Raw genomic sequence first — 13912 nt, 5'->3', positions numbered from 1 at the left:
GTCAACCGATCCTTGTCCGACTGCCGAGGATGCCCTGGGGGCGGATGACCAGGATGACGATGAGTACGAGCAGACCGCCGATGTACTTCAGGTCCGGGTTGATCACGAGGGTGGACAACTGGACCAGCAGTCCCACCACGACGCAGCCGACCAGTGCGCCGTAGGCGGTGCCGAGGCCGCCGAGGATGATGCCGGCGAACATCAGCAGGAGCAGCTTGAAGCCCATCTCCCACTGCACGCGCCCGCCGAGTTCCGACAGGCCGAACAGCACCCCGCCGAGCGCGGCGAGCCCGCCACCGAGACCCCACACGAAGCGGATGACGTGTTCGACGTCGATCCCCGACGATGCCGCGAGGTCGCGGTTGTCGGCCACCGCGCGCATCGCCTTGCCGATCCGGGTGCGCTGCAGCAGCAGGGCGACCCCGACGAGCACCACCAGGCTGATCACGATGCACGCGAGGTTGACCGGGGTGATCGCGATCGGCCCCCACACCAGTTGCTGCTGTGCCTGGTAGTCGTCGAACGGCTGGGTGCGGTCGGAGTAGAAGGCCAGGATGAGATAGCGGAACGAGATCGCGAGGCCGATCGACACCACCAGCTGGGCGATCAGGCCCGTGTGGCGGCGCCGGAGCGGAGCCCAGATGAGTGCGTTGTTGAGCAGGCCGATGATGACGCCGACGATCACCGCCAGGATCGTGGCCGGTATCAGCTGGACACCGAGGGTGACATTGAAGATCCACGCCGCGACCGCCCCGAGGGTGACCAGCTCGCCGTGGGCGAAGTTCGTCAGGCCGGTCGTGCCGAAGATCAGACTCAGGCCCACTCCGGCGATCGCGATGACCAAACCGAAACGCAGACCGTCGACGATCGTGCGCACCAGCGTCTCGCCCCACGCGACCGTCGAACCGCTACGCGCCTCCCCGAACGAGAAAATCACCGTGTTCGCCCGTCCCGGAGCGACATCGCGGGTCACCGAGGTCTGGACGGTGACGTCGTCGGGCAGGCTCTCGGTGTCGACCTCGAAGACGTACGTGCCCGGCGGAACGGTGAGTTCCCAGCGCCCACCGTCGGCGGACTCCGTCTCGGTGACCACCTCGCCGCTCTCGGTGGTCGCACGGACGACGACACCGTCGAGTCGTTCGCCGGCATTGTTGAGCGTTCCGCGGACGGTCACCCCCTCCGCGGATTCCTCGTCGGGTGCGGCCGGTGCCGTGTTCGCGGGCGGTGAGGGTGGGTCCGGCGGATCCTGGGCGGAGGAGAGGCCGGCGCCGACGAGGACGAACAGGACACTCGCGAGCGTGACGAGTGCGGCGCGGACCGATCGGTGGAGGGTCGAGGTCGGTCGTCGCCGACATCCCGAGGTAGGGGCCACGCAGGTCCTCCCGGTGGGTGCGCTGTCATCGAGCGCGGCACTGCGCCCGGGGCATCATCGTCAACCTCGATGACGCCGGACTACGGTGTCGTGACAGGGGACTCTAGCGGCTGGATCGCACGTCCACGGGAAAAATTGGATCACCCGGACGTTTCGGTCTCGTTTCTTCGGACAACGAGTGTTCGCACATACCGGAGAGGTGCTGGTCGGGCGGTGTGGCCGACGCTGTCGTCCTCGGTCCCTAGACTGGCACGCGTGACCCGTGCATCCACTTCCGCGACGTCCACCGCGGCCACCGACGACCGCCCGACCCTGCTGCTCCTCGACGGCCATTCCCTCGCGTTCCGCGCGTTCTACGCGCTGCCCGCCGAGAACTTCAAGACCCACAGCGGGCAGACCACGAACGCGGTCTACGGGTTCACCTCCATGCTCATCAACCTGCTGCGCGACGAGCAGCCCACGCACGTCGCGGCGGCATTCGACGTCAGCCGCAAGACCTTCCGTGCCGAACTGTTCGCCGCCTACAAGGCCCAGCGCAGCGCCGCACCCGACGACTTCAAGGGTCAGATCGACCTCACCAAGGACGTCCTCGGCGCGATGGGGATCCCGGTGATGGCGATCGAGGGCTACGAGGCCGACGACATCATCGCCACGCTCGCGACGCAGGCGCACGCCCAGGGCTTCCGGGTGCTCGTGGTGACCGGCGACCGCGACGCGCTCCAACTCGTCAACGGCGACATCACGGTGCTGTATCCGCGGCGCGGCGTCTCCGACCTGACGCGCTTCACCCCCGACGCGGTGGAGGAGAAGTACGGACTCACCCCCCAGCAGTATCCGGACTTCGCGGCGCTGCGCGGCGACCCGAGCGACAACCTGCCCGGCATCCCCGGCGTGGGCGAGAAGACCGCCGCGAAATGGATCCGCGAGTGCGGAAGCCTGAGCGGACTCGTCGACCGCGTCGACGAGGTGCGCGGCAAGACCGGCGACGCGCTGCGCGAGAACCTGTCCAACGTGTTGCTCAACCGCCAGCTCACCGAGATGGTGCGCGACGTGGCCGTGCCGTACACCCCCGAACAACTCGCCCTCGCCCCGTGGGACCGCGACCGCATCCACCGCCTGTTCGACGACCTCGAGTTCAAGGTGCTGCGCGACCGGCTGTTCGAGACGCTCTCGTCGGCCGAGCCCGAGGCCGAGGAGGGCTTCGAGGTGCGCGGCGGGATCGTCGAGCCGGGTGCCCTCGGCGACTGGCTCGCCGAGCACGCCCCGGCGGGTCGACGTCATGGCCTCGCCGTGGTGGGCACCGGCACTCCCTACGGAGGCGACGCGACCGCGATCGCCGTCGCCGGGGCCGACGGTGAGGGCGCCTATGTGAGCACGGTGGCGCTCACGCCCGAGGACGAGAACGCCCTCGCCGCATGGCTCGCGAACCCCGCAGTGGAGAAGGCCGTGCACGAGGCGAAGTTCGCCATCCACGCGCTGCGCGGACGCGGCTGGACGCTCGCCGGCATCACCAGCGACACCGCGCTCGCCGCCTATCTGGTGCGGCCCGGCCAGCGCTCGTTCAAGCTCGACGACCTGTCGCTGCGCTACCTCAAGCGTGAGCTGCGAGTGGAAGACACCGGCGCGCAACAACTCTCGTTGCTCGACGACGAGGACGCCGCCGACGCGCAGGCGGCCGAGGCGCAGATCCTCGCGGCGCGCGCCGTCGTCGACCTCGCCGCGGCCCTCGACACCGAACTCGGCGAGATCGAATCGGTGCGCCTGCTCACCGAGATGGAACTGCCCCTGCTCGAGGTCCTCGCAGAACTCGAGGCCACCGGCATCGCCGTCGACTCGGCGCACCTGCACGACCTGCAGTCCGAATTCGCGGCCCAGGTCGCCGCCGCCGCGAACGCCGCCTACGAGGTGATCGGCAAGCAGATCAACCTCGGCTCGCCGAAGCAGCTTCAGGTGGTGCTGTTCGACGAGCTCGAGATGCCGAAGACGAAGAAGACCAAGACCGGCTACACCACCGACGCGGATGCCTTGCAGAACCTGTTCGACAAGACGGGCCATCCCTTCCTCGAACACCTGCTCGCGCACCGTGAGCACACCAAGATGAAGACCACCGTCGACGGACTCATCAAGTCCATCGCCGACGACGGTCGCATCCACACCACCTTCAACCAGACCGTCGCGGCGACGGGCCGGCTCTCGTCGACCGAGCCGAACCTGCAGAACATTCCGGTGCGGACCGAGGCCGGTCGCCGGATCCGCGACGGTTTCGTGGTGGGCGACGGATTCGACGTGCTGCTCACCGCCGACTACAGCCAGATCGAGATGCGCATCATGGCGCACCTGTCGGCCGACGAGGGGCTCATCGAGGCATTCCGTACGGGCGAGGACCTGCACACCTTCGTGGCGTCGCGGGCGTTCGGGCTGCCGCTCGAGGAGGTCACCCCGGAGCTGCGTCGCCGCGTCAAGGCGATGTCCTACGGTCTCGCCTACGGGTTGAGCGCCTACGGTCTCGCCCAGCAGCTGAAGATCTCCACCGACGAGGCCCGCGAGCAGATGGAGGCCTACTTCACCCGCTTCGGCGGCGTGCGCGACTACCTCTACAACGTGGTCGAGGAGGCCCGCAAGGTCGGCTACACGTCCACCCTCTACGGCCGCCGCCGGTACCTGCCCGACCTCAACAGCGACAACCGGCAGCGCCGGGAGATCGCCGAGCGCGCCGCGCTCAACGCCCCCATCCAGGGCACGGCCGCCGACATCATCAAGGTCGCGATGATCGACGTGCAGAAGGCGCTCAGCGAGGCCGGACTGCGGTCGCGGATGCTGCTGCAGGTGCACGACGAACTCGTGCTCGAAGTGGTCGAGGCCGAGCGCGAACAGGTCGAGGCGCTCGTGCGCGACAAGATGGACTCCGTCATCGAATTGTCGGTGCCGCTCGAGGTCTCGGTCGGTTACGGCCGCAGCTGGGACGCCGCGGCGCACTGAGTCGCGGGGACACCGAGGCGCGGGGACACCGAGTCGCAGGGACACCGGCCGCAGGTACACACACCGTACGTACGACGGCGCCCGCCCCCGGATCACCGGGGACGGGCGCCGTCGACGCGACGAGTGGGTCAGCTCTGCTCGGCGCGAGCCTCCGCGATCTGCTTGCGCACATCGTCCATGTCGAGGTTCTTGACCTGCGAGACGAGATCCTCGAGAGCGGCGGGCGGAAGAGCACCGGCCTGGTTGTAGACGAGGATGCCTTCGCGGAACGCCATGATCGTGGGGATCGAGCGGATGTTCGCCGCCGCCGCGATGGCCTGCTCGGCCTCGGTGTCGACCTTCGCGTGCACGACGTCGGGATGCTTGTCCGACGATGCCTCGAAGGTGGGCGCGAACTGCTTGCAGGGGCCGCACCAGTCGGCCCAGAAGTCCACGAGCACGATGTCATTGCTCGTGACGACCTCGTCGAAGTCCTGCTGGGTGAGAGCCTTGGTTGCCACGGAAATCCTTTCGGTCGGGCGTGTCGACGGGTCCAACATCCGGCCGCCGCTGTTTCTTCCCGTTCGTTCCCGCCGTCACGCGTCGTGACGGGGTTCCTTCCGCCACGCTACGTGACGTGTCCGATCCGGGGGTGTCGTCGGGAGGTGCCGATCGAGGGACGCGTCACACGCCGACCGGTTCGACGGACCGCCGGAAGGTCCGTCGGTAGGCCTGCGGAGTGGTCTGCCGCAGGCGCAGGAAATGCTGGCGCAGCACCGCAGCGGTGCCGAAACCGACGCGGTCGGCCACCACGTCGATCGGAAGGTCGGTCTCCTCGAGCAGGCGCTGCGCGGCCAGGACCCGCTGATCGCGGAGCCAGCGCGCGGGCGTGACCCCAACCTCGGCGACGAACCGCCGCGCGAAGGTCCGCGCCGACATGTGCGCCTTCTGCGCCAGTGCGGCCACCGGGAGTTCCCGGTCGAGGTGCTCGCTCATCCAGTCGAGCAACGGCGCGAGCGACTCGTCCTTGCATTCGGGCAGTGGCATCGCGACGTACTGGGCCTGCCCACCGTCGCGGTGCGGTGGCACCACCATGCGCCGGGCGATCGTGTTGGCGACCTGGGCTCCCTGGGCGGAGCGGACGATGTGCAGGCACAGGTCGATGCCGGCCGCGGTGCCTGCGGCGGTGAGGACCGGATGGTCGTCGACGTAGAGCACGTCCCGGTCGACCTGCGCCGTCGGATAGGTCCGGGCGAGACGGTCGGCGTGCATCCAGTGGGTCGTGCAGCGACGCCTGTCGAGCAACCCGGCCGCACCGAGGATGAACGCCCCGGTGCACATGCTCGCCACGCGCGCGCCGCGGTCGACGGCGGCCCGCAGTTTCGCGAACAACGGTTCGAGGCGCCCGTCGTCGAGCGCGATGCCGTCGCTGTTCACCGCTGGCAGGAGAATCAGGTCGGCGTCGTCGAGGAGATCGAGCCTGTGAGGCACCTCGATGGTGTAGCCGAAGCGGGTGCGCACCGGATCGGAGGTCGCGGCGACGAGGTGGAAGTCGTAGGTCGGCAGGCCGTCGTCGGAGCGGTCGAAGCCGAACACCTCGCACGCCACGCCTAGTTCGAAGGTCTCGACGTAGGGGAGGACGGGGACGACCACCTTCTCGAGCCGGCCGGTGGTTCCAGGTGTTCCGGACACGCAACCCAGTGTGACACCTTGGTGGCAGAAAAACGATGTTCTCCGACGGCTCTGCCACTGTCGGGTGGGACCCCGGCGCGGCAGGCTCGAAGCATGATCCTGCTGGTCCTCGTCCTCGTACTTCTGGCGGTCTTTCTCCTCCTCGACGTGCTGGCCCTCACCGGACGCACGCCCGACACCCATATGGAAGTGACGCAGTTCGGCGACTACCGTTTCTGAACGGCGCACCGTCCCGCTGCTCAGGTGAGCAGCCACTCCCGCTTGGCCTCGCCGTCCCAGCGCCGCACTCCTGCACTCGATCCGGTCAGCTGCCGCTCCGGCGTCTGCGCCGCCAGGACCGCGGTACCGATGCGCGCGGCCGGCACCCGCCGTGCGAGGGTGACGTGCGGCGTCCACTCGCACGGCCGGATGTGTGCGGGGATGCCGGGGCATTCCGAGAGCACCTCGAACACCCGCGCCTGGAGTTCGAGCAGTTCGATCGACGGCACGACCGTGCGGGCGAGCGTCGCGTACCGGCCACCGAAGATCACCACGCCACCGAGCCGGAGGGTGATCCGCCGGACCGTGATGGTGGCCCGCAGCGCGTCCTCGAGTTCGTCCGGCAGGGCATGGGCGACGAACAGCGTCACGTGCGGACGGTTGGATTCGGAACGGACGCGTCCCTGACTGTGCAGGCCGGCGTCGAGCAGCCGGGTCCACTCGTCGCGCACCGCCGTGTCGAGCGGGGCGTCGAGGAGGAGTTCCACCGACTGGACCACGGTAGGCAATGATGACCGGGTGACCGACGACACCGCAACGCTTCAGACCCATCGCATCGGACTTCTCGAGGGGGACGGCATCGGTCCCGAGATCGTGCCGGCGACCCGCAGGATCGTCGACACCGCCGTCGCGGCAGCCGGGGTCGCGGTCGACTGGGTGCCGCTGCCCGTCGGTGCCTCCGCGATCGAGACGCACGGCAGCCCGCTGCCGCAGGTCACCCTCGACACCCTCGCCGAGGTCGACGCGTGGATCCTCGGCCCGCACGACAGCGCCTCGTACCCACCCGAGTTCCGGGGTCAGCTCACTCCGGGCGGTCGGATCCGCAAGCACTTCGACCTGTACGCGAACATCCGGCCGGCGTGCGCACTGCCGGGAGCGGCGTCGGTGTCACCGAAGATGGATCTCGTCGTCGTCCGGGAGAACACCGAGGGTTTCTACGCCGACCGGAACATGGCCGTCGGCAGCGGCGAGTTCATGCCCACACCCGACATCGCACTCGCGGTCGGAGTGATCACCCGCGCCGCCTGTGAACGCATCGCGCACACCGCCTTCGACCTCGCGTCGCGTCGCCGCAAGCGCGTGACCATCGTGCACAAGGCCAACGTGCTCGCCAGCACGACCGGCCTGTTCCGGGACGTGTGCCAGGAAGTGGGTCGTCTCTACCCGAGCGTCACTGTCGACGACCAGCACGTCGACGCGATGGCCGCGCTGCTCGTCCGCCGCGGCGCCGAGTTCGACGTGATCGTGACGGAGAACATGTTCGGCGACATCCTGTCCGACCTCGCCGCCGAACTGTCCGGCTCGCTCGGTACCGCGGCGTCGATCAACGCGTCGCGCACCAAGGCCATGGCCCAGGCCGCGCACGGCGCCGCACCCGACATCGCCGGGCAGGGCCGCGCCAACCCGATCGCGCTGATCCTCTCCGCCGCCATGCTTCTCGACCGTGTCGGTGCACGCGCGGACATCGAATTCTCCGCGGCCGCCCGCGCCATCGAGGACGCCGTGCGCGCGACCGTCGCGGCGGGTGTCGCGACCGCCGACCTCGGTGGCACCGCGTCGACGGACGAGTTCACCGCCGCCGTCATCGCCCGCCTCGAAGCCTGAGCTTCGGGTTTGCATTCGGACCCCTCCCTGGTTGGATACTGTGCGACTGTGAATCGAGCAGTGCACACCCGCCGCGTGACCTCGTGGGGGCGTCGTCGTGTCCGGACCCTGAGCAGGCTGGCGGCGGGAGCGGCGGTGCTTGCCTTCGCGACCGGGTGCGTGGTGAACAGCGAATCGACCGTGCCGCCCGGCGACCGAGTCACCGTCGAGAAGGTCGACGCCATCGCGAGGCAGTTGCCGCCCGACATCGCCGACGGCGGCACCCTCGAGGTCGGGGTGAACGTCCCGTACGCCCCCAACGAGTTCAAGGACGACGACGGCACCATCGTCGGCTTCGGCGTCGAACTCGTCCACGCCCTCGGCGACGTCCTCGGACTCGAGGCGGTGCTCAACGAAGCCGACTTCGACCGGATCATCCCGGCCGTCCAGGCGGGCACCTTCGAGATGGGCTCGTCGTCGTTCACCGACACGAAGGAACGCGAGGAATCGGTCGACTTCGTCACCTACTACAGCGCCGGAGTGCAGTGGGCGCAGCGCACCGGCGAATCCGTCGACCCCGACAACGCGTGCGGACTGCGGGTGGCGGTACAGACCACCACCATCGAGGACCTCGAGGAGGTCCCCGCGAAGAGCGAGGAATGCGTCGCCCGCGGGCTGCCGCCCATCGACAAGGTCAAGTACGACAGCCAGGACGAGGCTGCCAATGCCCTCATCCTCGGCCGGGTGGACGCACTGTCCGCCGACTCGCCGGTCACGGCGTACGTCATCGCCCGCAGCGAGGAACGACTCGAACCGGCCGGTGAGGTCTTCGACGCCGCGCCCTACGGATTCGTCGTCGCGAAGGGGTCGCCGTTCGGTCCCGTACTGCAGCAGGCAGTGCAGTACCTCATCGATTCCGGTGCGTACGACGAGATCACCGCGCGCTGGGGCATGGAGGACGGCGCGATCACCGCCTCGCAGATCAACGGCGCGACGAGCTGAGAAAGGGAACCATGAGCGAGTCCACGTCCGCGAGCTCCGCGGAACCGCGACCGGACGACCCGGAGCCGATACGCGCAGTACCCCTGCGACATCCCGGACGATGGATCTCCGGCGCGATCGTCCTGATCGCACTCGGGTTGTTCGCCTGGGGAGCGGCCACCAACGAGGCCTACCGCTGGGACATCTACGCCCGGTACCTGTTCGACGCCCGCATCACCGCAGCCGCGTGGAAGACCGTGCAGCTGACGGTGCTCGCCATGGCCATCGCCGTCGTCCTCGGCGTGGTGCTCGCGGTGATGCGTCTGTCCCCGAATCCCGTGCTGCGTTCCGTCGCGTGGCTGTACCTGTGGGTCTTCCGCGGTACCCCGGTGTACGTCCAACTCGTGCTGTGGGGACTGTTCCCGTCGATCTACAAGCAGATCGACCTCGGGATCCCGTTCGTCCACCAGTTCGTCCACATCGACGTGCAGGGTCTGAACGCGGCGTTCCTGTTCGCCGTCATCGGCCTGGCACTCAACGAGGCGGCCTACATGGCGGAGATCGTGCGCGCCGGCATCACCTCCGTGCCCGAGGGGCAGCTGGAGGCGTCCACGGCGCTCGGCATGTCGTGGTCGCAGACCATCCGCCGCACCGTCCTGCCGCAGGCGATGCGGGTCATCATCCCGCCGACCGGCAACGAGCTGATCAGCATGCTCAAGACCACCTCGCTGGTCGCCGCCGTGCCCTACAGCCTCGAGCTGTACGGCCGTGCCCGCGACATCTCGGGTGCGAACTTCCAGCCGATCCCGCTGCTGCTCGTCGCCGCGACCTGGTACCTGGCGATCACCAGCCTGCTCATGATCGGCCAGTACTACCTCGAGCGGCACTACTCGAAGGGCCTGAGCCGGCAGCTCACGGCCCGTCAGCTGCAGGCACTCGCCGACGCACAGAACGTACCGGTCGCCGAGGCCGGCAAGCCGACGCCGAAGCCCGGCGCACCGGGGGAGGAACACATATGACGTCCGTCGAGACGCCGATGGTGCGGGCCGACCGGGTCTGCAAGAGTTTCGGCGCCGTCAAGGTGCTCAAGGGCATCTCGCTCGAGGTGGGGCGCGGCCAGGTGACCTGCCTGATCGGTCCGTCCGGATCCGGCAAGTCGACCTTCCTGCGGTGCATCAACCACCTCGAACGCGTCGACGCCGGTCGCCTGTACGTCGACGGCGATCTCGTCGGTTACGCCGAACGGGGTTCGAAACTGTACGAACTGCACCCGCGGGCCGCCGCGAAGCAGCGCCGCGACATCGGCATGGTGTTCCAGCACTTCAACCTGTTCCCGCACCGCACCGTGCTCGAGAACATCATCGAGGCGCCGATCCTCGTGAAGAAGCTCAAGCGTGACGAGGCGGTGGAGAAGGCCCGGGACCTGCTCGCGCGGGTCGGGCTGGCCGACAAGGTCGACGCCTATCCCGCGCAGCTCTCGGGCGGCCAGCAGCAGCGCGTCGCGATCGCCCGCGCGCTCGCCATGGATCCCAAGCTCATGCTGTTCGACGAGCCCACCTCGGCCCTCGACCCCGAACTCGTCGGCGAGGTGCTCGCGGTGATGCGCGATCTCGCCGACGGCGGCATGACGATGGTCGTCGTCACGCACGAGATGGGCTTCGCGCGGGAGGTCGCCGATCAGCTCGTGTTCATGGACAGCGGCGTGGTCGTCGAGGCCGGTGATCCCCGCCAGGTGCTGGCCGACCCGAAGGAGAGCCGGACCCGGGAGTTCCTGTCCCGGCTGCTGTGAGTCGGGATCAGGTGGGTTTGCGGCTGCAGAAGATGGCGGTGCCCGGGAAGATCGAACCGCGCAGCGGGCTCCACTGTCCCCACTCGCGGTCGAGATGCTCGGGCCACTCGGGTTCGACGATGTCGTAGACCTCGAGGCCGGCGGCGACGAGTTCGCGCACCCGGTCGCCCACGGTGCGGTGGTGCTCGGCGTAGGTCGCCCGGCCCGTCGCGTCCACCTCGACGTAGGGGGTCCGGTCGAAATACGGGAACATCGCGACCAGGCCCTGTTCGCCCGGATCGTCGGGGAAGATCCACCGCATCGGGTGGTTCACGGAGAACACCCACCGTCCGCCGGGTCGCAGCACCCGCGCCACTTCGCGCATCACCCGGGCGGAATCGGCGACGAAGGGCACCGCGCCGAACGCCGAGCACACGATGTCGAAGCTTCCGTCGGCGAACGGCAGGTTCTCGGCGCCGGCCTGTACGAGCGGAACCGTCGGGCCGGAACCGGTCATCGCCGCGCGTCCGCGCTGCAGCATACCCATGGAGATGTCCAGCCCGACCGCCCGGGCACCCTGCCCGGCGATCCAGCGGGCGCACGGCGCCGAACCGCACCCGAGTTCGAGGACGTCGCGTCCGGCAACCGGGCCGAGCAACTGCACATCGCCCTCGTGCAGGCCCTCCGGGCACCACACGAACTCCCCGGCGGCCGAGTCCACGCCCAGGAACTCGCCGTGCGTGCGGTGGTAGTCGTCGGTGTCGGCGTCCCACCAGACCCGGTTCGCGCGTTCGCTCTCGAGGGAGCCGAGGCGGGTCCGGGTGGGTCGGGTCTCGCCGAGGATCGTCTCGGCGTCCGCGTGCCGCGCGGCCTCGTCGTCGGTTCCCTCCGGGACGCCCGAAAGGTCTGGAAAAGGGGGGTTCGCGGAGCCCGGCATGGGTGTGAGCCTATCGGGTGCGGGGGAGCGGTCCCGATATCGGTTTGCCCGGGTCCCCTCGAAGCGCGTAGCCTGGTGATCGCGAGTGTCCGCAGTTCGGCCCCAGGCTCGAACGAGGAACTCGCCGTGACTCGCACATCGCCGTATCGCAGTGGGTGTTTCACGTGCCCGACCGAATTTGACCAACCGACTATCAACCCGTCCGGAGCAACTCAACACATGGCCTCCACCACCGTCACCTCGCCGCAGGTAGCCGTCAACGACATCGGCTCCGCCGAGGATTTCCTCGCCGCCATCGACGCCACGATCAAGTACTTCAACGATGGCGACATCGTCGAGGGCACCATCGTCAAGGTCGACCGCGACGAGGTGCTGCTCGACATCGGTTACAAGACCGAAGGCGTCATCCCGTCCCGCGAGCTCTCCATCAAGCACGATGTCGACCCCAACGAGGTCGTGTCGGTGGGCGATGAGGTCGAGGCTCTTGTTCTCACCAAGGAGGACAAGGAAGGCCGTCTGATCCTGTCCAAGAAGCGTGCTCAGTACGAGCGCGCCTGGGGCACGATCGAGGAGCTCAAGGAGAAGGACGAGGCCGTCAAGGGCACCGTCATCGAGGTCGTCAAGGGCGGCCTGATCCTCGACATCGGCCTGCGTGGCTTCCTGCCCGCGTCGCTCGTCGAGATGCGACGCGTCCGCGACCTCCAGCCTTACGTCGGCAAGGAGATCGAGGCCAAGATCATCGAGCTCGACAAGAACCGCAACAACGTGGTCCTGTCGCGCCGCGCATGGCTCGAGCAGACCCAGTCCGAGGTTCGCAGCGAGTTCCTGCACCAGCTCCAGAAGGGCCAGGTCCGCAAGGGCGTCGTGTCCTCCATCGTCAATTTCGGCGCCTTCGTCGATCTCGGCGGTGTCGACGGCCTCGTGCACGTCTCCGAGCTGTCCTGGAAGCACATCGATCACCCGTCCGAGGTCGTCGAGGTCGGCACCGAGGTCACCGTCGAGGTTCTCGACGTCGATCTCGACCGCGAGCGCGTCTCCCTGTCGCTCAAGGCGACGCAGGAAGATCCGTGGCGCCAGTTCGCCCGCACCCACGCGATCGGTCAGATCGTGCCGGGTAAGGTCACCAAGCTCGTTCCGTTCGGCGCGTTCGTCCGCGTCGAGGAGGGCATCGAGGGCCTCGTCCACATCTCCGAGCTGGCCGAGCGCCACGTCGAGGTCCCGGACCAGGTCGTTGCTGTCGGCGACGACGCGATGGTCAAGGTCATCGACATCGACCTCGAGCGTCGTCGTATCTCGCTGTCGCTGAAGCAGGCGAACGAGGACTACACGGCCGAGTTCGACCCGTCGAAGTACGGCATGGCCGACAGCTACGACGAGCAGGGCAACTACATCTTCCCCGAGGGCTTCGATCCCGAGACCAACGAATGGCTCGAGGGCTACGAGAAGCAGCGTGAGGAGTGGGAGTCCCGCTACGCGGAGGCCGAGCGTCGCCACAAGATGCACACCGCTCAGATCGAGAAGATGGCTGCCGACGAGGCCGCCGAGGCTGCGGCCGGCGTGTCCGGTAGCAACTACTCCTCCGAGTCGGGTGCCGAGGCGGCTCCGGAGACCACCGGTGGATCGCTCGCGAGCGACGCCCAGCTCGCCGCTCTGCGCGAGAAGCTGTCGGGTAACGCCTGATACAGCGCTTCGACGGACGACCCCGCACTGTTCGGTGCGGGGTCGTCCGCGTTCCGGGGGGTCATTGTTGCTGTGGCACAAGGGCTCCCGGGCCACAACGGGACCGGCCCCCTCCGAATCGGAGGGGGCCGGTCTTCGTGTGTCGTCGATAGCAGGTGCTCAACTCACGGCGAGCTCATCCCACGGCGGGAGTGGCCCACTGCGCGGGTAGGGCCGTCGCTCGCTTGCGCATCGCGGCGTGGCTGTGGCGCGCGTTCGTCAGCAGCGCGGTGAACCAGTTCCGCCGGTGCTCGGCGAGGGCGGCAGCGACCTCGGGGATGAGGATGCAGTGAACACCGTTTTCCATGCCGAGGCGATGCCGACCTGTGGTTGAGGTGGAGGATCGCATGGCCTGCCTTCTCGAATGCTCCGGACGAGCCGGGACGGATGCTTCGCAACGACGATATCGGACAGTCGGTCGAATTCTCCGCATTTACCCCAGGTAGAAGGGGGTGTGTCCAGTTTCCGAGCGGCGTTGCGACCGCCTCGTGACCCCGCCGTGATCGATGTGTGATCCCCGGTGCCCCTCCGAGGGGAGACGTCGACGGTTCTCTCGGCCGTCCAAGAAGTACACCCGGTTCGTCCCAAGCGACGCGGCGCACCGTGTCCGAGGTCCACACACCTCGACACGGAAGGATTCTCG

Annotated in this window: 13 protein-coding genes; 7 read left to right on the top strand and 6 right to left on the bottom strand. The window is 68.3% G+C overall.

The window, feature by feature from the left end; translation table 11 throughout:
- Position 1: 1 nt before the first annotated feature.
- Positions 2-1372, bottom strand: a complete 1371-nt coding sequence (locus tag ACQR3U_RS10755) for a branched-chain amino acid ABC transporter permease (protein ID WP_006554013.1) — start codon at positions 1370-1372, stop codon at positions 2-4.
- 255 nt (positions 1373-1627) lie between these two features.
- Here ACQR3U_RS10755 and polA point away from each other — a divergent pair, with 255 nt between their 5' ends.
- The gene (gene polA / locus ACQR3U_RS10750; RefSeq protein ID WP_230810523.1) at positions 1628-4351 is read left to right on the top strand and encodes a DNA polymerase I; all 2724 of its coding nucleotides are present in this window, start codon (positions 1628-1630) and stop codon (positions 4349-4351) included.
- 128 nt (positions 4352-4479) lie between these two features.
- Here polA and trxA read toward each other — a convergent pair whose 3' ends face one another.
- Together trxA and ACQR3U_RS10740 are read right to left on the bottom strand one after the other, a co-directional pair.
- Complete coding sequence (gene trxA / locus ACQR3U_RS10745) at positions 4480-4851, bottom strand: thioredoxin (protein ID WP_006554011.1); 372 nt, start codon at positions 4849-4851, stop codon at positions 4480-4482.
- A gap of 163 nt (positions 4852-5014) precedes the next feature.
- Positions 5015-6022, bottom strand: a complete 1008-nt coding sequence (locus ACQR3U_RS10740) for a GlxA family transcriptional regulator (RefSeq protein WP_170318564.1) — start codon at positions 6020-6022, stop codon at positions 5015-5017.
- Between the two features lie 93 nt (positions 6023-6115).
- Between ACQR3U_RS10740 and ACQR3U_RS10735 the strand changes: the two genes are divergently transcribed.
- The gene (locus tag ACQR3U_RS10735) at positions 6116-6241 is read left to right on the top strand and encodes a hypothetical protein (RefSeq protein WP_269065619.1); all 126 of its coding nucleotides are present in this window, start codon (positions 6116-6118) and stop codon (positions 6239-6241) included.
- A 20-nt stretch (positions 6242-6261) separates the two neighbouring features.
- On the opposite strand, the gene ACQR3U_RS10730 is transcribed toward ACQR3U_RS10735, so the two are convergent.
- Complete coding sequence (locus ACQR3U_RS10730) at positions 6262-6780, bottom strand: 2'-5' RNA ligase family protein (protein ID WP_230810524.1); 519 nt, start codon at positions 6778-6780, stop codon at positions 6262-6264.
- 19 nt (positions 6781-6799) lie between these two features.
- Between ACQR3U_RS10730 and ACQR3U_RS10725 the strand changes: the two genes are divergently transcribed.
- The 4 genes from ACQR3U_RS10725 (at position 6800) to ACQR3U_RS10710 (ending at position 10634) form a co-directional block, all read left to right on the top strand.
- On the top strand, positions 6800-7885 hold the full coding sequence (locus ACQR3U_RS10725; protein WP_064852350.1) for an isocitrate/isopropylmalate dehydrogenase family protein: 1086 nt from the start codon (positions 6800-6802) through the stop codon (positions 7883-7885).
- A 108-nt stretch (positions 7886-7993) separates the two neighbouring features.
- A complete protein-coding gene (locus tag ACQR3U_RS10720) occupies positions 7994-8866 on the top strand; it encodes an ABC transporter substrate-binding protein (RefSeq protein WP_170318567.1) in 873 nt (290 codons plus the stop codon).
- Between the two features lie 11 nt (positions 8867-8877).
- Positions 8878-9864, top strand: coding sequence for an amino acid ABC transporter permease (locus ACQR3U_RS10715; RefSeq protein ID WP_019289664.1), 987 nt, complete (start codon positions 8878-8880; stop codon positions 9862-9864).
- Complete coding sequence (locus tag ACQR3U_RS10710) at positions 9861-10634, top strand: amino acid ABC transporter ATP-binding protein (RefSeq protein WP_019289663.1); 774 nt, start codon at positions 9861-9863, stop codon at positions 10632-10634. The genes ACQR3U_RS10715 and ACQR3U_RS10710 overlap by 4 nt, the downstream gene beginning before the upstream one ends.
- Before the next feature lie 7 nt (positions 10635-10641).
- Here ACQR3U_RS10710 and ACQR3U_RS10705 read toward each other — a convergent pair whose 3' ends face one another.
- Positions 10642-11550, bottom strand: coding sequence for a class I SAM-dependent methyltransferase (locus ACQR3U_RS10705; protein WP_006554004.1), 909 nt, complete (start codon positions 11548-11550; stop codon positions 10642-10644).
- 219 nt (positions 11551-11769) lie between these two features.
- Here ACQR3U_RS10705 and rpsA point away from each other — a divergent pair, with 219 nt between their 5' ends.
- On the top strand, positions 11770-13230 hold the full coding sequence (gene rpsA / locus ACQR3U_RS10700) for a 30S ribosomal protein S1 (protein WP_006554003.1): 1461 nt from the start codon (positions 11770-11772) through the stop codon (positions 13228-13230).
- Positions 13231-13405: 175 nt separating this feature from the next.
- Here rpsA and ACQR3U_RS10695 read toward each other — a convergent pair whose 3' ends face one another.
- Complete coding sequence (locus tag ACQR3U_RS10695) at positions 13406-13618, bottom strand: hypothetical protein (RefSeq protein ID WP_016934979.1); 213 nt, start codon at positions 13616-13618, stop codon at positions 13406-13408.
- Between the last annotated feature and the right edge of the window lie 294 nt (positions 13619-13912).

Origin of the sequence: Rhodococcus sp. IEGM1339 (genome assembly GCF_050321925.1) — a bacterium.
Lineage (GTDB): Bacteria > Actinomycetota > Actinomycetes > Mycobacteriales > Mycobacteriaceae > Rhodococcus > Rhodococcus pyridinivorans.
The sequence above is the reverse complement of the archived record's forward strand: the minus strand, read 5'-3'. Positions and strand labels throughout refer to the sequence as shown.